18 protein-coding genes are annotated in these 19,568 nt (G+C 41.0%); 12 read left to right on the forward strand and 6 right to left on the reverse strand.

Going from position 1 to position 19,568, the window contains the following annotated elements; translation table 11 throughout:
• Positions 1-219 precede the first annotated feature (219 nt).
• From ACG9ZB_RS01775 to ACG9ZB_RS01800, 6 genes are all read left to right on the forward strand, one after another.
• Positions 220-1,623, forward strand: a complete 1,404-nt coding sequence (locus tag ACG9ZB_RS01775) for an amino acid permease (protein ID WP_419323687.1) — start codon at positions 220-222, stop codon at positions 1,621-1,623.
• Positions 1,624-1,757: 134 nt separating this feature from the next.
• Positions 1,758-1,982 (forward strand): hypothetical protein, encoded by a 225-nt coding sequence (locus ACG9ZB_RS01780; RefSeq protein WP_004982578.1) that lies wholly within the window; start codon positions 1,758-1,760, stop codon positions 1,980-1,982.
• Positions 1,983-2,014: 32 nt separating this feature from the next.
• Positions 2,015-3,265 carry a diaminopimelate decarboxylase gene (gene lysA, locus ACG9ZB_RS01785; protein WP_148825687.1) on the forward strand — a complete coding sequence of 417 codons (1,251 nt, stop codon included), beginning with the start codon at positions 2,015-2,017 and terminating at the stop codon, positions 3,263-3,265.
• A 6-nt stretch (positions 3,266-3,271) separates the two neighbouring features.
• Positions 3,272-4,117: a diaminopimelate epimerase gene (dapF, locus tag ACG9ZB_RS01790; RefSeq protein ID WP_419323689.1), complete on the forward strand. Its 846-nt coding sequence runs from the start codon at positions 3,272-3,274 to the stop codon at positions 4,115-4,117.
• Positions 4,118-4,270: 153 nt separating this feature from the next.
• Positions 4,271-5,182 (forward strand): tyrosine recombinase XerC, encoded by a 912-nt coding sequence (locus ACG9ZB_RS01795; RefSeq protein ID WP_062033935.1) that lies wholly within the window; start codon positions 4,271-4,273, stop codon positions 5,180-5,182.
• Positions 5,183-5,506: 324 nt separating this feature from the next.
• Positions 5,507-5,905, forward strand: a complete 399-nt coding sequence (locus ACG9ZB_RS01800; RefSeq protein WP_419323691.1) for a hypothetical protein — start codon at positions 5,507-5,509, stop codon at positions 5,903-5,905.
• Here the strand turns inward: ACG9ZB_RS01800 and ACG9ZB_RS01805 are convergent.
• Both ACG9ZB_RS01805 and ACG9ZB_RS01810 read right to left on the reverse strand, forming a co-directional pair.
• A complete protein-coding gene (locus tag ACG9ZB_RS01805) occupies positions 5,832-6,437 on the reverse strand; it encodes a GNAT family N-acetyltransferase (RefSeq protein ID WP_419323692.1) in 606 nt (201 codons plus the stop codon). The two genes, ACG9ZB_RS01800 and ACG9ZB_RS01805, sit on opposite strands and share 74 nt — an antisense overlap.
• Complete coding sequence (locus ACG9ZB_RS01810) at positions 6,437-6,931, reverse strand: Lrp/AsnC family transcriptional regulator (RefSeq protein ID WP_004695793.1); 495 nt, start codon at positions 6,929-6,931, stop codon at positions 6,437-6,439. Before ACG9ZB_RS01810 ends, ACG9ZB_RS01805 begins: the two co-directional genes overlap by 1 nt.
• A 114-nt stretch (positions 6,932-7,045) precedes the next feature.
• Here ACG9ZB_RS01810 and ACG9ZB_RS01815 point away from each other — a divergent pair, with 114 nt between their 5' ends.
• The 6 genes from ACG9ZB_RS01815 to ACG9ZB_RS01840 all read left to right on the forward strand — a co-directional run bounded on the left by ACG9ZB_RS01815 (position 7,046) and on the right by ACG9ZB_RS01840 (position 14,512).
• Positions 7,046-7,651 carry a LysE family translocator gene (locus tag ACG9ZB_RS01815; protein WP_125273272.1) on the forward strand — a complete coding sequence of 202 codons (606 nt, stop codon included), beginning with the start codon at positions 7,046-7,048 and terminating at the stop codon, positions 7,649-7,651.
• Positions 7,652-8,131: 480 nt separating this feature from the next.
• Entirely contained in the window at positions 8,132-8,884 is a 753-nt protein-coding gene (locus tag ACG9ZB_RS01820; protein WP_419323694.1) for an electron transfer flavoprotein subunit beta/FixA family protein, read from the forward strand.
• Positions 8,885-8,902: 18 nt separating this feature from the next.
• A complete protein-coding gene (locus ACG9ZB_RS01825) occupies positions 8,903-9,838 on the forward strand; it encodes an FAD-binding protein (protein WP_183172982.1) in 936 nt (311 codons plus the stop codon).
• Positions 9,839-10,098: 260 nt separating this feature from the next.
• Entirely contained in the window at positions 10,099-10,707 is a 609-nt protein-coding gene (locus tag ACG9ZB_RS01830; protein ID WP_419323696.1) for a hypothetical protein, read from the forward strand.
• A gap of 306 nt (positions 10,708-11,013) precedes the next feature.
• Positions 11,014-13,995, forward strand: coding sequence for a DNA gyrase subunit A (gyrA, locus tag ACG9ZB_RS01835; protein ID WP_419323698.1), 2,982 nt, complete (start codon positions 11,014-11,016; stop codon positions 13,993-13,995).
• Positions 13,996-14,068: 73 nt separating this feature from the next.
• Complete coding sequence (locus ACG9ZB_RS01840) at positions 14,069-14,512, forward strand: DUF3887 domain-containing protein (protein WP_419323700.1); 444 nt, start codon at positions 14,069-14,071, stop codon at positions 14,510-14,512.
• Between the two features lie 36 nt (positions 14,513-14,548).
• Here ACG9ZB_RS01840 and ACG9ZB_RS01845 read toward each other — a convergent pair whose 3' ends face one another.
• Genes ACG9ZB_RS01845 through ACG9ZB_RS01860 form a run of 4 tightly spaced genes read right to left on the reverse strand, consistent with a single transcriptional unit; the run spans position 14,549 to position 19,430 of the window.
• Positions 14,549-15,637, reverse strand: a complete 1,089-nt coding sequence (locus ACG9ZB_RS01845) for an ABC transporter permease (RefSeq protein WP_419323702.1) — start codon at positions 15,635-15,637, stop codon at positions 14,549-14,551.
• Positions 15,634-16,764, reverse strand: a complete 1,131-nt coding sequence (locus ACG9ZB_RS01850) for an ABC transporter permease (RefSeq protein WP_419323704.1) — start codon at positions 16,762-16,764, stop codon at positions 15,634-15,636. Before ACG9ZB_RS01850 ends, ACG9ZB_RS01845 begins: the two co-directional genes overlap by 4 nt.
• Positions 16,764-17,912, reverse strand: a complete 1,149-nt coding sequence (locus ACG9ZB_RS01855) for an HlyD family secretion protein (protein WP_419323706.1) — start codon at positions 17,910-17,912, stop codon at positions 16,764-16,766. Before ACG9ZB_RS01855 ends, ACG9ZB_RS01850 begins: the two co-directional genes overlap by 1 nt.
• 21 nt (positions 17,913-17,933) lie before the next feature.
• Positions 17,934-19,430 (reverse strand): TolC family protein, encoded by a 1,497-nt coding sequence (locus tag ACG9ZB_RS01860; protein WP_419323708.1) that lies wholly within the window; start codon positions 19,428-19,430, stop codon positions 17,934-17,936.
• Between the last annotated feature and the right edge of the window lie 138 nt (positions 19,431-19,568).

Here is a 19,568-nt window from a genome sequence, read left to right on the forward strand (position 1 = left end):
TTAGTCTTGTTGTATTTGTTACACGGAAATTTATTTTTGACAAGTGTTTTGCTGATTTTTTCAACAGGAACTTTTACGTGTCCTTTGTCGTATTAAATATAAGAAAAATTAATTAACTTTTCAAAAGATGTTGAAAATATAGATTAATACAATTTTATTTTTATTTTTTTGTTCTTTTCGGGTAATTTTGGCGACTGGAAATAAAAGATGACATCAAGAATGAGTTTAGAAAATACAGAATCGACCTCTGAACAGGGTGATTTAAAACGGAGTTTATCCAACCGCCATTTACAACTCATTGCGATTGGCGGTGCGATTGGTACAGGTTTATTTATGGGGTCGGGGAAGACGATTAGTCTCGCTGGGCCATCGATTTTAATCATTTACATGATTATTGGTTTTATGGTGTTTTTGGTCATGCGCGCGCTTGGCGAATTACTGCTTTCTAACTTGAAGTACAAATCGTTTATCGATTTCTCTACCGATTTGATCGGACCGTGGGCGGGCTATTTCGTTGGTTGGACCTATTGGTTATGTTGGATCACGATTGGTATCGCGGACTTATCAGCCATTATTTATTACCTTCAGTTTTTTAATGGAGGGATGCCGTTCACACCTGGGGAAGGGGTGATGATCAGTGTTGCGGCCATTGTGTTCATCATGGGCTTGAACTTGGTCACGGTGAAACTGTTTGGTGAGCTAGAGTTCTGGTTTGCACTGATTAAGATTATTGCCATTGTGGTGTTGATCGTCGTTGGTCTGTGGATGATCTTTACGGGTTTCACTTCAACGACGGGTGAAATTGCATCATTTAGTCATCTTTGGTCACATGGCGGAATGTTCCCAACAGGCGTGACCGGCTTCCTTGCTGGTTTCCAAATTGCGATCTTTGCCTTTGTGGGTGTAGAGCTGGTCGGTACTACGGCTGCTGAAACCAAAGACCCAGAAAAGAATTTGCCTAAAGCAGTGAACTCGATTCCAATTCGTATCATTGTTTTCTATGTGCTGTCTTTGGTGATTGTAATGTCTGTGACTCCATGGAACGTGATTGATCCGGCGGTTTCGCCTTTTGTGAACTTGTTTAGTCAAGCGGGTATTGCAGCAGCAGCAATCATCATGAACTTGGTGGTATTGTCTTCTGTGATGTCATCAATGAACAGTGGCGTGTTTTCAACGTCGCGTATGTTGTTTGGTTTGTCTCGTGAAGATCAAGGGCCAAAAGCATTTGGGCATTTAAATAAGCGTGCTGTTCCTGCAAATGCATTGTACTTTTCAGCAATTTGTTTACTGTTAGGTGCTGCACTGCAGTACTTTGTACCGAATACCGTTGAAGCCTTTACTTTGGCAACCACACTGTCGACGATTTTGTTTATCTGCGTCTGGATCATGATTATCTGGAGCTACATTGTGTATTACAAAACACGTCCAGAGTTACATGCAAAATCGACCTTTAAACTACCAGGTGGTCTATTTACTTGTTGGTTTGTGATTGTTTTCTTTATTGGTGTGATCTATGTGTTATCACTAGAAGCCGATACCATGAAAGCTTTAATGGTGAGTCCAATTTGGTTCATCATTTTGATTATTGGTTATTTTGGTTTCTACAAACCGAAACATAAATAATCGATGCCATTTAAAAAAAACGCCAGTCTTTAACTGGCGTTTTTTTTTAACTCACTATAATCTTTAGCGCTTAGTGGTTTGGTCATGTATGTTGATCAGGTTATACTTCTTCAAAATATCAAATAGGTGATCAGATGCGTTCTGTCATTTGCTGCATCAGTGTCTTGGTGATGAGTACTGCATTCGTCGGTTGTGGTCAATCTGGTACATTACATATGCCAAATGATCCAAACTATGACAAGCGAGCGAAATATTTGCTTTATAAAGACGCAGCATCTAAGCCGTCTGCACAAAAGGAAGATACAGCGCCCGTGAAGCAAGAGTTTGCTGCACCTTCAGTTGAAACCAATCAGCCTTAATACCTTAAACGCTTCATAGAAAGGATACATTCATGAGTTTTACCCGCAATCATGGGGTTTTGCACGCTGAGCAATGCTCGCTGCAACAGCTTGCGCAGCAATTTGGTACACCACTGTATGTTTATTCAAAAGCGACTTTTGAAAAACACTTTACAGAGATGGATCGTGCTTTTGACTTTATCGATCATCAAATTTGCTTTGCGGTTAAGTCAAACTCAAACATTGCGGTATTGAATGTCCTTGCGAAGCTCGGTGCAGGTTTTGATATTGTGACCGGTGGAGAACTGGCTCGTGTACTAAAGGCGGGTGGCGATGCTTCTAAAATTGTCTTTTCTGGTTTAGGTAAAACTGAGGTTGATGTTCAAAAAGCATTAGAAGTGGGTATTGCATGCTTCAATGTAGAGTCTCATGCCGAGCTAGATCGTATTCAAAAAGTTGCAGCGAAGCTCGGCAAAAAAGCACCCATTTCATTGCGTGTCAATCCAGATGTAGATGCGAAAACGCATCCTTACATTTCAACAGGGCTGAAAGAAAATAAATTTGGGATTCCGTCAGATACAGTTTTTGAAACCTATCAATATGCTGCAACGCTGCCGAATTTAGACATTATTGGGATTGACTGCCATATTGGTTCACAGCTGACTGAAACACAGCCTTTTGTGGATGCGCTAGATCGCGTGATTGTGATGATCGATCAGCTTAAAACCATGGGTATTCAGCTGAAACACATCGATATTGGTGGTGGTTTAGGCGTGACCTATAAAGATGAAGTGCCGCCTACCGTTTTTGAATATGCCAATGCAATGAAGCCCGCTTTAGAAAAATTGGGCTTGAAAGTGTATATGGAACCAGGACGCAGTATTTCGGCAAATGCAGGGGTACTCCTGACCAAAGTAGATTTACTCAAACCGACCATTCACCGTAACTTTGCGATTATTGATGCAGCCATGAACGACTTGATTCGTCCTGCACTGTATGAAGCATGGATGGATATTCAGCCCGTTACACCGCGTTCAGATGTCGAGGAAAAAGAGTGGGATGTGGTTGGTGCGATTTGTGAAACAGGTGATTTCTTAGGGAAAGAGCGTGTGCTTGCACTCAAAGAAAATGACGTACTGGCTGTATTGGGTGCTGGCGCTTATGGTTTTGTCATGAGTTCTAATTATAACAGTCGCGGTCGTGCCGCTGAAGTGATGGTGGATGGTGAAAACGCACATTTGATTCGTGAGCGTGAAACCATTGAGTCGCTTTGGGACAAAGAACGTTTATTGCCTGAAGGATAATTCAAGATGTTATTAGAATTTACCAAAATGCATGGTCTAGGCAATGACTTTATGGTGGTTGATTTAATCAGCCAAAGAGCATTCCTTGATGCTGTCACGATTCAGCGCTTGGCGGATCGTCATTTCGGCATTGGTTTTGATCAGTTGTTGATTGTTGAGCCACCTGATTTACCGAATGTTGATTTCAAATACCGAATTTTCAATGCCGATGGTTCTGAAGTAGAGCAATGTGGTAATGGCGTGCGCTGCTTTGCGCGTTTTGTACATGAGCGTCAGCTCACTACAAAAACCAAGATTAAAGTGCAAACCAAGGCAGGGATTGTAGAACCCGAACTCGGTCAAAATGGTTGGGTACGCGTGAATATGGGCTATCCAAAATTCTTACCACAGGAAATTCCATTTATTGCGGATGCTCCTGAAGCTTTGTATGACATTGCTTTGGCGAACAATGAGCAATTGACCATTGATGTGGTGAATATGGGTAACCCTCATGCAGTTACTATCGTTCCTGACGTGATTACAGCTGATGTTGCACGTCTAGGCTCTCAGGTTGAATCGCATGAGCGTTTTCCGCAGCGTGTGAATGCTGGGTTTATGCAAATCATTGATGAAAAGCATGCGCGCTTACGTGTGTTTGAACGCGGCGTAGGCGAAACCTTGGCCTGTGGGACAGGAGCTTGTGCGGCTGCGATTTCAGGTATGCGCCGTGGTTTACTCGATTCATCTGTTGAGATTGAATTGGCAGGCGGTAAGTTGCATATCGAATGGCGTGAAGGTGAAGTGGTTTGGATGACGGGACCAACCTCAAATGTCTACGAAGGACGTATCGATCTGAGTTACTATCAAAACTAAGTTTAGCGTCAAACAAAAAGCACTGATTCATCAGTGCTTTTTTTATGAAAAATGAAATAGGCATATAAAGAGCTGAGACAGTGCTACTATGCAAAAGAAAATCAATCTTCCACAGAATAGAACTATAGAGGCTGACTTGTGACTTTTGAGCCCATGCAACTGCTCGCGATGTGGTTAAAACAACGAGAAATACAAAATCAGTCTGCCCATACTTTGCAGGCTTATGAACGAGATGTGTCTGATTTTCTGCTATTTTGCGAACAGAAAAAGCTTGAGTTGGGCGATGTTGAAGCCACTGATTTACGCGAATTTATTGCACAAAAAGTTGAACATCAACAGTTGAGCTCCAGTAGTTTACAGCGGATGTTATCTTCTATTCGTCAGTTTATGAAATGGGCTGAGCAGGGGCAACATTTGGCTTTTAATCCTGCCGATGACTTTCAACTCAAACGTAAACCTCGCCCTTTACCAGGGCTAGTGGACATTGAAACTATCAATCAAATTTTGGATCAGGCCTTGCCTGAGAAAGAAGTCGAACAGCAAATGTGGTATCGAGACAAAGCTTTGCTAGAGTTGCTTTATGCCAGTGGATTACGCTTAGCGGAAGTGCAAGGTTTAAGAATTAAAGATATCGACTTTAACCGACAGTTACTGCGTATTACAGGTAAGGGGAATAAAACTCGGGTTGTGCCTTTTGGTTCTAAAGCCAAAGATGCAGTAATGAAATGGCTGAGCATTTATCCGCTGTGGAATGGTGATTTTGTGCCCGATGCACAAGTTTTTATTACTCAAAAGGGCAATCCTTTGGGGATGCGCCAGATTGAAAATAGGGTTAAGTTTCAGGCACAGCGTGCGGGCGTAAATATCGATCTGCATCCGCACTTACTCCGTCATTGTTTTGCTAGTCACATGCTGTCAAACAGTGGTGACTTGCGTGCAGTGCAGGAAATGTTAGGCCACAGTAACTTAAGTACCACCCAAATTTATACCCATGTCGATTTTGACAGACTGGCTCAAGTGTATGATCAGACACATCCACGAGCACAGCAAAAGGTAAAAACTTAGTTTATTCATACTTTAAAAATAGTGTCACATAATGCATGCACTATAGCGCTGTGTTTTAGGTTAAATGCCAAAGGTCAGAACAAACGGCGTGAACACATCCGTTGATAACTATTGTACGCACTAGGGCGCCTGTGAGATTCGGCATTATTCTTGCTTTAATCAACTTGATTAATAAGTATCAATGATCGCTCACTTTTGTTAGAAAAAGTGTGATTATGAACTTTTGTAGAATAATAAATCGGCAAAAAATAGAGTATAAACTTAAAAGAGGATGGGCTGAATATTCCAGTTTAATGAAACGGTAGATTTAAGCTTATATTGAAGATGACAAATGTGAAAATAGGTCAGTATATGATTTCAGATATACAAGCAAAGTATGATCAACTCAGCTCCGCGCAAAAAGAAATTTTTGCGGGCTATGGTTTGCGTCAGGTCAAACACTTTGTTGAAATTAGTTTATCCAATATTGAACCTGTACTGCCTGAAAATGCATTTGTTCAAGGCGTCAATGCGGCAGGTAAAGTTCAGGCTTTTAATGCAGAGACTGGGCAATACTATTTATGGATTTCCGATTTACAGTGGCAAGCGACTGCACAGCCCTCAAATAGCATTGATTTGAAAGATGACTTTCTTGAAGTCTGGAAAATTTTTAATCTTGGACAATATGAATTGATTGATTTAAGTCATATTCATCGTGATTTTTTAGAAAGTCAGTTGGCTTAATAGCATAGAGTGTATGTCGAAGCAGTGGGCTATTTTGGTCGAGTTTAGGATGATTAAAATAGCCACGATGTTGCATGCCGAGATGTTTCATTACCGCTTCAGAAGCGCTATTTTGAACTGCGGTAAAAGCAACAACCTCATCCAAGTTTAAAACCGAAAAAGCAAAATATAGACAAGCCTGTGCAGCTTCTGTGGCATAACCCTGATGCCAAAACTTCGACTTCAATCGCCAACCAATTTCGACACAGGGTGAAAAATCAAAGCACTCAGATTGAGCATGTAAGCCTGTAAATCCAATGAACTCTTGACTATGCTTCAGTTCGACTGCCCAAAAGCCCCAACCATTTTGACTGATGAATTGCTGAAACGTTTGCGCAAGAGCATCGCTTTCTGTTTGCGTGAGTGGACTAGGAAAATAATACATCACTTGAGCATCGGCATTTAACTTAGCAAATGCAGGAAAGTCATCTGCGCGCCAAACTCTTAGACGTAAACGCGCCGTTTCTATCGCAAAATTTAAATGCGCTGACATTAGATTTCATCAAGCGGCAGTTGGAAACTTTGTTTAATGATTTGACTTGGCAAGTCTGTTTTGACACTGGTAATGCCATTCTTTTTGGTTAAATGTGTGGATTGGAACTCGCGATAACTTTCTAAATCAGGCACTACAACTTTCAGCATTGCATCGCATTCCCCTAAAATAATGTAGCATTCCATGACTTGAGGGAGCTCTTTCATGGCTTCAATAAAGGTGTCGATGGTTTCGGCATCTTGACCGACTAGCCAAATACGCGAGAACAGAATCAGTTGAAGGCCAATTTTTTGTGGATCGACCACTGTAGTATAATTTTGAATAACACCTGCTTCTTCTAATAGTTTGACGCGTCTTAGGCATGAAGATGGTGATAGACCGATTTCGCGTGCTAAGTCATTATTTTGAATACGACCATTGTCTTGTAAGTGGCGAATGATATTTTTATCAATACGGTCAAGTTTTATGCGCACAGACTTTGGTGATTGTTTCATATCTTAGAATATAATTTGAAAAATACGTTTTATTATAGAATAAATTGAAAGCCAATTTTGTATTATTTCGCACATACTAATTTTCACTTTCTAATGGATGAAAGGGGAAAGGAAATGTCTGTATATGTACTCTTTGCACTGACCGTGCTGCCGCTGATTTTTACACCTGGGCCAGATATGTTATTTATTCTGTCTCAAGTTATGGGCAAAGATGCAAAAGCAGGCATGATGGCGACTGTCGGCGTATGTACAGGCTATTTACTACATTCAATTTTAGTGGCTTTAGGTATTGCTGCTATTATTGTGTCTTTCCCACTTTTATTTGAAACCATCCGCTGGTTGGGCATTGCATATTTGTTGTATTTAGCCTTTGGTTTATTAAAGTCGGTTTTTAGCACTAAAAAATTGCAACTAGACCGAAAAACGGAAAATAACCCGATCAAAAAAGGCTTTTTTACCGCACTATTAAATCCCAAAGGTATGCTTATCTATTTTGCAATCTTGCCGCAATTTATTGATAAATCTGCCAACACTGTCAGTCAAGGTTTGATTTTATCTTTACTCTTTATCGCGATGATTTTTGTGGTCTACTGTAGTTTGAGTCTGGTTTTTGCAAAACTGACACAGAAGGCCCCAATAGATGAACGTAAGCAAAAATGGATTGATGGTACTTCAGGTGGGCTGTTGGCATTGGCCGCGACATGGCTGATTGCCAATTAAACCCAGAGAAGCATGTCAGAATGGCATGCTTTTTTTGAGGAATTTTTTTGGATTGGCTAATTAAACAGCAATATTGTGTCATCGTATGTCTAGAATAATTAGTATTTGAATCTAGGGATGTGTGATCTATCTTAAATGACAGATTTATGAAGCCTGATAAAGATGTGAACAGACAGTCAATAATATATTTAATGGTGAATATTAGAGAAAAGAAATCAAATCTTTGAATAATGTAAATCAGCTAAAAATATAATAAAAATCATAACTTAATCTGAGTCCGATTTTGTGCAAATATAGTGCGTACAAAAAATTATGAACGCGTCGTTCAGCTAAATTTACGCATTTTTACAGCTCTTTGGTGAATTGTGACTTGACCGAAATGCCATACACATTGCAAGATAGGGCACCTAAAAAAATTTAAGTGAAGAGTTAAACTAACTTTTCTCAACATTTACATTTGCTAAAACAGCCGAGGATTACATGAAGGCTCTTGTTGCTGTAAAACGTGTGGTTGATGCCAACGTTAAAGTTCGCGTTAAGCCGGACAACAGTGGTGTTGACTTAACCAACGTTAAAATGTCAATTAACCCATTCTGTGAAATCGCAGTGGAAGAAGCGGTTCGCTTAAAAGAAAAAGGAACTGTTTCAGAAATCATTGTAGTTTCTATTGGTCCTAAAGAAGCGCAAGAGCAAATCCGTTCTGCAATGGCGCTTGGTGCTGACCGTGGTATTTTAGTTGAAGCTGATGACAGCCAGCTGGGTGCATTAGAAATTGCGAAAGTGTTGAAAGGCGTTGTTGACGCTGAACAACCTCAGTTGATTCTTCTTGGTAAGCAAGCAATTGATGATGACTCTAACCAAGTTGGCCAAATGCTTGGTGCGCTTCTAGGTGCAGGTCAAGGTACCTTTGCTTCTGAAGTTAAAGTTGAAGGCGACAAAGTACAAGTAACTCGTGAAATTGACGGTGGTCTACAAACTGTTGAATTATCGCTTCCAGCGATCATCACCACTGACTTGCGTTTAAACGAGCCACGTTATGCTGCTCTTCCAAACATCATGAAAGCGCGTAAAAAACCGCTTGATACCAAGTCACCTGCAGATTTCGGTGTAACTACTACAACTAAACTGAAAACAGTAAAAGTTGAATCTCCTGCAGAGCGTAAAGCTGGCGTACAAGTGAAGTCTGTAGACGAGCTTGTAGAAAAACTAAAAAATGAAGCGAAAGTGATCTAATACAGAAGGATAAAAATCATGAGTATTTTAGTAATCGCTGAGCACGACAACAAAGCACTTAACGCTGCTACTTTAAACGTTGTTGCTGCAGCGCAAAAAATCGGTGGTGATATCACTGTATTGGTTGCTGGTTCTGGCGCTCAAGCAGTTGCTGATGCTGCTGCAAAAGTTGCGGGTGTAAGCAAAGTATTACTTGCTGATAACGCAGTTTACGCAAACCAATTGGCTGAAAATGTTGCAGCTTTGGTTGCAGATATTGCTAAAGGTGGTTTCAAACACGTATTGGCTGCATCAACTACAACGGGTAAGAATATTCTTCCACGTGTGGCTGCACTTCTTGACGTGAGCATGATTACAGACATCATTGCTGTTGAATCTGCAAATACATTTAAGCGTCCAATCTATGCAGGTAACGCGATTGCAACAGTTCAGTCTGATGAAGCAATCATTGTTGGTACTGTACGTGGTACGGCATTTGACCCTGTCGCTGCTGAAGGTGGTTCTGCTGCGGTTGAAGCTGTAAGCGAAGCAAAAGATGCGGGTATTTCTAAGTTTGTTGCTGAAGAGATCGTAAAATCTGAACGCCCAGAATTAACTGCTGCGCGTATCGTGGTTTCAGGTGGTCGTGGTGTGGGTTCAGGTGAGAACTACCATACTGTTCTTGACCCATTGGCTGACAAACTTGGTGCAGCACAAGGTGCATCACGTGCTGCAGTTGACGCTGGTTTCGTTCCAAACGACATGCAAGTAGGTCAAACAGGTAAAATTGTTGCGCCTGATCTGTATATCGCTGTAGGTATCTCTGGTGCGATCCAGCACTTGGCAGGTATGAAAGACTCTAAAGTGATCGTTGCGATCAACAAAGACGAAGAAGCGCCTATCAATGCAGTAGCAGATTACTGGTTAGTAGGTGATTTGAATACCGTTGTTCCAGAATTAGTATCTAAAATCTAATCCCTAACAATGTTTCAAAAACGCTCCGAAAGGGGCGTTTTTTTATGTGCGCTTTGTTTGATAATGCATACTGCCTTTATGCAAATGAAGAATGAAATAACTTATTGGTGTTTTGTTGTTTTAAATCATTGTAATCTGAAAATTTAAGCATTTCTTAAGATGAATGTGCATCTGAATATTCAGATTTATGATACTATTTGCCATCCATTTTTAAGCTTAACTTACACAAAACATTTTTTGTTAAGTTGGGAGTTGTAATCTTGCTGATTAATACGCGTGTATCTTGGTTTGTTCTGATCCTTGCTGTTCTGTGTCTAATTTTTCCATTTTTAGCTGATCTGCAGTTTCCACTTTTAGGTGGTGCTGTTGTACGTGGCGTGGAAAATATTCAAGCGTTACTTTTATTGATATTTGCTGTATTTAGCTATTTTTACATGCAACCGATGCATCTTCCTGATGGTAAAAAGTATTTTTGGATCTGGGCTGTGTTGTGGTGGTTGCTTTTGTTTGGACGTAGCACCAGTTGGGGTAGAGACTATTTCCCTGAAGTCCCAAAAGTATATTTTCGTGGCATCTCGGTAGTTTTGATTGGTTCAGTCGTATTTATGTTGTTGGTTAAACCATTGCGCCATGAGATTGCGACAAAAATGAAGAACATTACGATACCTGCTTGGGCAATGCTGCTCACGGTGTTGGGTTTGATTATTTCTGACGGCATTGAACACAGTCGCATTTATGGTGGAATTTTCTTACATCAGATTGCATATAAAGACCTTATGGAGGAGCTATATGAGTTTCCTTTAATATTGGGCTTGTTTATGGTGGCATTTCATATTATGCGGCGCGATAAGCAAGAGATCGATCAGTAAGTCTAAAGATAGGCAAGACATGGCTTAAAGCTCTCAAAAATGAGGGCTTTTTTGCATCTTATGAAACGTTAACAGGGAATGTGATGGAGCTGTAAATGTCCATCCTATACATGTGTAAAAAATAACCCCTAAATTAAAGAAAATTAACGAGATTAACTGTGGTGACGTGACACAAAAATTAGAGTGTTTATGTTATAATTTACGGCTATATTTCAGTTTTTAGTTCAGTATTTTGAACTAATAATTTTGCAAGTTTTACGACATATAAATGCAAGCGGTTTTACGTTTGTAGAATAAGGAGTATGCATGAGCGTATCGGAAATCAGACCGATTGCGATTGAGGATGAACTCAAGAACTCGTATCTTGACTATGCAATGAGCGTGATTGTTTCTCGTGCTTTGCCAGATGTCCGAGATGGTCTAAAACCTGTTCATCGTCGTGTGCTTTATGCAATGCACGAATTGGGTAATGACTACAACAAAGCTTATAAAAAGTCTGCCCGCGTGGTTGGTGATGTGATCGGTAAATATCACCCACACGGTGATTATGCTGTTTATGAAACCATTGTTCGTATGGCTCAAGACTTTAGCTTGCGTTATCAATTGGTTGATGGTCAGGGTAACTTTGGTTCGGTCGATGGTGATAGCGCAGCTGCGATGCGTTATACCGAAGTTCGTATGCGTAAGTTGACTCATGAAATCCTTGCCGATCTTGAAAAAGATACGGTGGATTGGGAAGACAACTACGACGGTTCTGAACGCATTCCGCAAGTGATGCCAACGCGTATTCCTAACTTACTGATTAACGGTACAACAGGTATTGCTGTGGGTATGGCGACCAATATGGCGCCGCACAACATGACTGAAGTGGTGAACGCTTGTTTGGCTTATGCTGAAAACCCAAATATTTCAATTGAAGGATTGATGGAATATATTTCGGGTCCAGATTTTCCTACAGGTGGCATTATTTACGGTAAAGCGGGCATTGTTGATGCTTACCGTACGGGTAAAGGTCGTTTGCATATTCGTGGTAAATACCACTTTGAAGAAGACCAAAAAACAGGTCGTACCACGATCGTTTTCACAGAAATTCCATATCAAGTCAACAAAGCGAAAACCATTGAACGTATCGCTGAGTTGGTGAAAGAGAAAAAACTGGAAGGTATTTCTGAGCTACGTGACGAATCTGACAAAGATGGGATGCGTATTGCCATCGACTTAAAACGTGGTGAAAACGCTGAAGTCGTGGTAAATAACTTATTCCAAAACACGCAGTTGGAAAACTCTTTCAGCATTAACATGGTATGCCTAGACAACGGTCAGCCAAAGTTAATGAACTTGAAAGACATTATTGCGGCATTTATTCGTCACCGCCAAGAAGTGGTGACGCGTCGTACTATGTTTGAGTTGCGCAAAGCACGTGAACGTGGCCATATTTTAGAAGGTTTGACGGTAGCATTAGCAAATATTGATGCGATTATTGAAACCATTAAAACTTCTGCAAACCCGGCTGAGGCGCGTGAGCGTTTACAAGCGGGTGAGTGGGCAGCAGGCAATGTGATTGCATTGCTTGAAAAAGCAGGTTCTGTTTCTGTACGTCCCGACGAAATTGAAGGTGAAGACCCAAGTCGTCCGTTTGGTTTAGATGGTCAGATTTATCGTTTATCGCCTGCACAAGTGGGTGCGATTCTTGAGCTTCGTTTGCACCGTTTAACGGGTCTTGAACAAGACAAGTTGCAAGCTGAATATACTGAAATTTTAGGTCAAATTACTGAACTCACAGCGATTCTCAATGACTTCAATTTATTGATGGGCGTGATTAAAGAAGAATTAGCTTTAATTTTGCAACAATACGGTGATGCTCGTCGTACCGCAATTGTCGAGTCTCGTATTGACTTCTCGCGTGAAGATTTAATTCCTGAAGAGCAAGTGGTACTGACTGTTTCAAAAACAGGTTATGCGAAAACTCAACCACTTTCAGACTATGCTGCGCAGCGTCGTGGTGGACGTGGTAAATCTGCAACATCGATGAAAGAAGATGATTACATCCAGCATCTGATTGTGACCTCTAACCATGCCACAGTACTGTGCTTTACCAATGTTGGTAAAGTCTATCGCCTGAAAGTGTTTGAAGTGCCTCAAGCGTCGCGTGGTTCAAAAGGTCGTCCAATGGTGAACTTATTGCCACTGGATGCCGATGAGACAATCACAGCAATTCTTCCGATGATTGATGCGCCGAAGAAATTTAAAGAACGCTTAGCTGAGTTCAAAAACTTTGTGCGTAGCAATGTCGCGACATTACGTGAAAATAGTATTATCGACGCGCATTATGAAGCATTAAAAGCTTCATTCGATGAGTTGGCTGAAGATGCTGATGAACTTTCTGATGCATTACATAAGCAATTGAAAGAGTTGGGTGTTGAGCTTTCAACAACTGATTTAGACAATGAAACGGTTGTTGAATTTGCTGATCTTGCAGAGAAAATGCGTAAGAATTTCTTTGTATTTATGGCAACAGCATCTGGTACAGTCAAGCGTGTTGAATTAGAGCAATTTAGTAATGTTCGTTCAAACGGTTTACGTGCAATTGAGCTAAAAGAAGAAGATACCTTGATTGGTGTTGCAATCACCGATGGCGAACAGCAAATCATGTTGTTCTCAAATGAAGGTAAAGCAATCCGCTTCTCTGAAACTGATGCACGTGTGATGGGACGAACTGCAAAAGGGGTACGTGGTATGCGTGTCACTTTAGCTGCAGCCCAGACCGCAGATGATGTTGAAACCGACACAGATTCAGATGATGAAGAATCTTCTGATTTAAATGTGGCGAGCCGTATTGTTTCATTAGTTGTTGTACCTGAAACTGGCGAAGTACTGTGTGCTTCTGCAAATGGTTATGGTAAACGTACGCCAGTAGATGACTTCCCAACCAAGAAACGTGGCGGTAAAGGTGTCATTGCAATCAAAACATCTGAACGTAACGGTGAGTTGGTCGGTGCGGTTGCCATTGATGAATCTAAAGAGTTGATGTTGATTTCTGATGGCGGTACTTTAGTTCGTACTCGTGCCTCTGAAGTTGCTAGAACGGGTCGTAATGCACAAGGTGTACGTCTGATTCGTTTAGGTAATGAAGAAATCTTGGTCGGTGTCGTTGCTGTTGAAGCAGTTGAAGTCGAAGATGATATTTTAGATGCTTCTATTGAAACAACTGAAGAAACTGTGGTTGACGAAGTAAATGTAGATGCATCTGAAAATACAACAGATACCAATACATCGAACGAAGACTAACTGAATGAAAAAGAAAAGGGCGCTTCGGCGTCCTTTTTCATATTGGCGATGACCGAGTGGTGGATAAGATTTTATGAAAGCAAAATTACTGGTTTTGAGTTGTGCTTTGGCTTTAACAGCGTGTGATAAATTGGCACAACAGGCATTGGATTCGATCCCAAATCCGAGTCCTGCTCAAGAGAAAGTAGCTCAGCAAGCTTATCAAGCCTTTACTCAGGGCGATTTTCCACAGCTCTATACTTATTTTGAGCCAGAGTTACAGCGTAAATTTAAAACTCATGAAAAAGACATGCGCAAATTTTCAAAATCGATTCCTAAACAAGCCATAACGACTCAAAAAATTGTATCGAAACACATTGAAAAATCGACGGAAAAACCAAGTTTGTATGCAGTTACCTATGAGTATGCTTATAGCAATAAAAACCTAGTTCAATATGATGTTGGTTTTGACAAAGCCGGCGGAAGCACAAAAATTCGCAGCTTTGATGTCAAACTTTATGGGGCTTTAACGGATTAAATGGGTAGGATTGCTATCAATACGTCGTTCTAAAATTTAGTGATGCTTGAGACGCCAATAAGCAAATGCTGCACAAGCTATACCAAACACAAAGAGATACAGTAGTTTCGACAGAATAAGTGCAGTTGGTACACCCATTTGGTTCAGTTGAATAAACATTTGAATCCCTTGGGTCGATGGCAAAACATTGCCCAAGTGTTGCATCCACAGGGGCATTGCGGCGTGTGGCCATGCTGTTCCTGAAAGTAGAAATAGCGGAATAGAGGTAAATACAATGACATGTCCTGCACGTTCAGGCATATCGAAAAATGTTGAAATCAACATGCCTAAAGCCACGATACAGCCAATAAAAACCGGCACGGCCAGTAACATACCACTAAAATTTCCCCCATGTGGGTAGTCATTTAACCAATAAATAAAGCCAAATAAATATAAACAACCGAGCATACCAATGGTCAGAATTGCGCAAAAAATCGCAAAAAATTCCATCGTCGTTGGTTGCCATTTCTGTTCGCGGTATCCGGCCAATAACATCCCTAAACCGAGTACGATGGTTTGATGAATAATCAGCGGAGCAATGGCGGGGAAAATATAACTGCCATAACCCGACATGGTGTTAAAAAGTGGCGTTTGATGAATGGAAATGGCTGGAGAAAAGTGCGAAATATTGCCAAATTTTTCCACATGCTCGCGTACAGCATTTTCAATTGAGGTAGCGAGACCTAGTCCAATTTGCTTGGTTTTTAAAAAGTTTGCCGCGCTGAGATAGAGCCCAATCCCCCCGACTTCGCCATGCCGAAGACTATTGGAAAGATTTTCGGGTAAGAGCAAAATACCATCGGCTTGCTGTTGTTTAATCATATTTTCAGCATCGAGGAAATTGCCTGTCACAGCTTTCACTTCAACATTTGGACTGAGCGAAACTTGCTGAATGATGTTATTGGTCACGATACTTTGTTCTTCATCCACAATCACAATGGGCAAAGCTTCTGCTTGCTGTGCTTTGTAGGCAGTCGGATAGAAAACACTATAGAAAATCACCGAGAGGATGAGCGTGGTTAAAATCGATTGATTAGCGATAATGTCTTTAAATGTCTTGATGTAATAGTGCAAAAATGACTTCATGACACTGCTCCTTTGATTTGTTTTTTGAGGAGCAGGACAGAGGTTACAGCGTAAAAGACCACATAGAGGATAAGTATGAGTAAAGGCAAAAGGGATGAACTGATTGGGCTACCAATGACCCATTGTTCGGTTTGTAGTTTGGCATAAGGTGTGTAAGGGATAATATTGGCCCAAAATTTGGTAAACAGTGGTGCGTTATTTAAGGGGAGAGTCACTCCTGCAAAACTGAGTGATGAGCCGCCGTACACAGCAATTAAACCAAAGGTTTTGGATAAGTTGTTGGTGGCTAAAACAATGGTGCTACTGATTAAGGCATAGGCACTATAAAATAAAAGCTGTCCCAACATGATCAACCAAAGTTGACCTGCAATAAACCAACCGCGAATCTCAATCAGCCAAAACATCCACGCCCATGTCCATAAGCTAAAAATAAGTACATAGGTCAGGTTTTTCGTGAGGATGGCTTTAAAAGCAGATTGGTTGTTTAGCCAATTTTGCGCTGTATGAAACTTAAATTCTTGGCCGACTGAAAATGCGACACAGCAGCAGAGTAGTAAATGCAAAATTGCAGGAATCATAAAGGGTTCTAAATAGAACTCATAACTCAAATTTGGGTTGTATAAGGTCGAAATTTTAACGTGTGGTGTAGGTACATCTAAATAAGGGATCGTATTTTCTAAATAGCTTTCACCAGCATAGTCTGCCATTGCTTCAACTGTGCTGAGTAACATGGCTGATGAAATGGTGTTCCCCACACTAAAGTAACTTTGGTTATAGGCGATGCTGATTTCAGCATCTTTAGCTTGAACAAAACGTTGTTCGGCACCATTGGGAATACTGACGTAACCCCAAACTTTGGTTTGGTTCAGTAACTTTTCGACTTCAGTATTTTGATCACTGACGATGGCGATATCTAAAGTATGGTTGAGTCTTAAGTAGCGCTGTATGTTTTGGCTTAGCTCACTTTGGTCCTGATCAATAATCGCAATAGGCAAATGTTCAGGTTTACCTTGGGCAAACATACTGGAAAACAGTACGATAATAAACAGTGGGGCAAGCGTGACTAAACATAAATCCCACTTATGCTTGAGTAAATAGTTCAGTTCCCGCAGTAGTCCACTTAGCATTATTTGCTCTCTTTGACTTTAAACAACACACTCATGCCAACTTTTAGGTCTGGAATGGCTTGCGCAGGTGTCAAATGAACTTTAAAGCTACGAATGTCATAGCCTCCTGTTTGGCGTGTGGTCTTAATGGTGGCAAATTCGCCTTCGGCATCAATATTCTTAATATTAAAGTTGGTATGTAGGTTTAAGGCTGGAATAAAGCCTTCAATTTGTTTTGCCTGATAGATGTTGGCGTATTGGTCTTCACGAATATTGAGTGATACCCAAAGCTCGCGATCTTGAATAATACTCACAATCGGTACCCCCATCGCTACCAATTCAGAGGGTTTGCCATAAGTTTTAGAGACAGTACCGTCAATAGGTGAGAGTAGTTTGGTTTCAGCTTCAAGTGCATTGACTTCAGCAACAGCTGCTTTTGCAATTTGCACTTGCGCATCTGCTGAACTTTTTTGCTGTGGCGTGCTGCCACGTTCAGCCCGAGCATATTGTTGATATGCCGCTTCTGTCATTTGAGCGGCTGATTGTGCTGCGGCTTGCATTTCATCGCGACGTTGGCGTGAGATGACACCTTGTTGGTACAAGTTTGCACCACGTTGATAGGTGGTTTGTGCCAAAGCTTGCTGTGCTTTCAGTGCTTGCCAGTTGGCGTATAAACTCGCAATATTTTCTTCCTGAGAGCCACGTTCAGCGGTGGATTGGAGTGCTAAAGCAGCCTGTAAGCTGGCCAGTGCTTGCTGTTTTTTGGCATCGACTTCAGGGCTATACAGTCGAACGAGTTCTTGGTTTTTACTGATCTTCTGTCCGTCATGGACATAAATTTCATCAATTCGACTGGGCACTTTGGTACTGACATGGATCGTTTCTGCCTCAACCCGACCTTGGATTTCAACTGTTTTCGGTTGATAGGCCTTCCACAGTCCAAAAGCAATAACGATGAATAGAATAATAAGAGAAAGGCCCCCAATTAGCTTGATCGCTTTGGACTTTTGTTCTGTGTTCGTATTGACTGATGTTGGCTCAGTCTGTTCGCTCTCAGTCTGTGACTGCTCTTGAGTATCATTTGTGGTTAATTCCTCTTTTGATGGCACCGCTTGATCTTCTTGTTTTTCAGGTTTTTGCGGATCAGATTGGTTTTGATCTTGATTCATTAAATGGCTCTCATCAAAGAATTAACGAATAAATCGCGTATTGGGTTGCAGAAGATAAGTTTGGAACTGATGGATCGAACCATGACTTTGTAGAAGCGTCGCCAGTGACATGACATATTTATAGGCATTCAGTGCGGTTTCTGCTTTTAAAGCACTGAGCATATTTTGTGCATCGATCACTTGGGTCGCTGTTCCCATATCTTCTTTAAAGGACAGTTCTTGTATACGTAAATTTTCTTGTGCTGCTTTTATATTTTGCTCTAATAACAGATCACTTTGCTGCGCTGTGGTGGCTTCGCTATACGATTTATAAATCACATTTTCAATTTCTTGTTTAGTCCGTGCTGTCATCAGTTCAGAAGCGTAGCGTTGTAACTCTGCTGCTTGGACATTTTTGTTTTTATCAATGCCTGAGAACAGATTGTACTGTGCGGCTAAGCCAACGATCCAGTTATTTTTATCGTCTAGACTGTATTCACCAAAGGCAAAAATATGTGGTTTCTTGGCGGCGTTTTGTGCGGTGACATTGGCTTGTGCCAATTGAGTGTCCATTTGCAGTTTTTGTACTAAAGCCGATTGATCTGCATATGACTTGAGTAGGCTATTTAAATCTTGGTTTTGGCTACTGTTAATAAAGAGTGGTGTAGTGAGCTCAGTAATTTGACTGCTTTGCAAAAGGTTATTCAGTTGAAATAAACTGGCTTTTAAATTGGCCTGACTGGCTTGTTCACTGCGCTGTGCATTGTTTTTTGCCACTTCAAATTGCATGCGCTGGCCTTTACTAATAAAGCCCTGTTGTTCAAGTTTAAGTGCATTGTCATAGTGTTTTTGCATCGCATGCCAATTATATTTGCTAGACGCGAGTAACTGTTTTTGCAGTTGAACATTGAAATAGGCTTGAATCAGCTCAAAGCGTTGTAGGTCTTGCTGTTGTTTCGTATTGAGTTCGCTACGTTTTGCTTTGATATTGGCGACCTGTTTTGCACTTGAGGTTAACCCACCTGTATAAAGCGGCATCATTGCAGAAATGGTCGGGCGTATGACTTGATCTTCTAAGGTAATTTGCGAGCTATTCGGAATAAGCCCGACACCTTTGTGAATGGTTTGATCAATACCTTGCTCTAAACTACTTAAATCGCCCACATTTGGATAGGTGTTTTGCCACTCATCAATTTTCGTGGCTACGCCATCAGTCAGTGTGTGTTCTAAATTATTTTTGAGTGCACCCAGAGGCACATCGAGCTCATTATGAAAAGCATAAGCACGTACGTTCAGATCAATACGGGGGAGCCCCAAACCTTTGACCGCTTCAGCCTCTAGTTTTGAGGCTTGTTGTAAGGCTTGGGTGGCCTGTGTGCTATACGAGTCTTGTAACACACTTTGCTCAGCTTGTTGATAGCTGATAGATGCAGCAAAAATTGTTGAGCTGATTCCGAGACTGAGACCAAACATGCTTAATGACAAGATTGATGGCAGTGATGTACGCAATAAGAATTTGTTGGCTGGTATATTAAGCATGTTGAATAGTCTTTGTGGCATGAGCACGACTCTTTTCTATGTTTTTGCACATTATACGCATAATCTAACTGTTCTGAATGCTGACTCAGTTACTGAATTGTTTAATTTGCAAATGTATATCAATAGATTAGCGACATT

It is taken from the genome of Acinetobacter johnsonii, from assembly GCF_048551975.1.
GTDB classification, from domain to species: Bacteria; Pseudomonadota; Gammaproteobacteria; order Pseudomonadales; family Moraxellaceae; genus Acinetobacter; species Acinetobacter johnsonii_A.

Coding starts and splice junctions, on each gene's coding strand:
- ACG9ZB_RS01775 (WP_419323687.1), top strand. CDS start 220: ATGAGTTTAGAAAATACAGAATCGACCTCTGAACAGGGTGATTTAAAA.
- ACG9ZB_RS01780 (WP_004982578.1), top strand. CDS start 1,758: ATGCGTTCTGTCATTTGCTGCATCAGTGTCTTGGTGATGAGTACTGCA.
- lysA (WP_148825687.1), top strand. CDS start 2,015: ATGAGTTTTACCCGCAATCATGGGGTTTTGCACGCTGAGCAATGCTCG.
- dapF (WP_419323689.1), top strand. CDS start 3,272: ATGTTATTAGAATTTACCAAAATGCATGGTCTAGGCAATGACTTTATG.
- ACG9ZB_RS01795 (WP_062033935.1), top strand. CDS start 4,271: ATGCAACTGCTCGCGATGTGGTTAAAACAACGAGAAATACAAAATCAG.
- ACG9ZB_RS01800 (WP_419323691.1), top strand. CDS start 5,507: ATGACAAATGTGAAAATAGGTCAGTATATGATTTCAGATATACAAGCA.
- ACG9ZB_RS01805 (WP_419323692.1), bottom strand. CDS start 6,437: ATGTCAGCGCATTTAAATTTTGCGATAGAAACGGCGCGTTTACGTCTA.
- ACG9ZB_RS01810 (WP_004695793.1), bottom strand. CDS start 6,931: ATGAAACAATCACCAAAGTCTGTGCGCATAAAACTTGACCGTATTGAT.
- ACG9ZB_RS01815 (WP_125273272.1), top strand. CDS start 7,046: ATGTCTGTATATGTACTCTTTGCACTGACCGTGCTGCCGCTGATTTTT.
- ACG9ZB_RS01820 (WP_419323694.1), top strand. CDS start 8,132: ATGAAGGCTCTTGTTGCTGTAAAACGTGTGGTTGATGCCAACGTTAAA.
- ACG9ZB_RS01825 (WP_183172982.1), top strand. CDS start 8,903: ATGAGTATTTTAGTAATCGCTGAGCACGACAACAAAGCACTTAACGCT.
- gyrA (WP_419323698.1), top strand. CDS start 11,014: ATGAGCGTATCGGAAATCAGACCGATTGCGATTGAGGATGAACTCAAG.
- ACG9ZB_RS01840 (WP_419323700.1), top strand. CDS start 14,069: ATGAAAGCAAAATTACTGGTTTTGAGTTGTGCTTTGGCTTTAACAGCG.
- ACG9ZB_RS01845 (WP_419323702.1), bottom strand. CDS start 15,637: ATGAAGTCATTTTTGCACTATTACATCAAGACATTTAAAGACATTATC.
- ACG9ZB_RS01850 (WP_419323704.1), bottom strand. CDS start 16,764: ATGCTAAGTGGACTACTGCGGGAACTGAACTATTTACTCAAGCATAAG.
- ACG9ZB_RS01855 (WP_419323706.1), bottom strand. CDS start 17,912: ATGAATCAAGATCAAAACCAATCTGATCCGCAAAAACCTGAAAAACAA.
- ACG9ZB_RS01860 (WP_419323708.1), bottom strand. CDS start 19,430: ATGCTTAATATACCAGCCAACAAATTCTTATTGCGTACATCACTGCCA.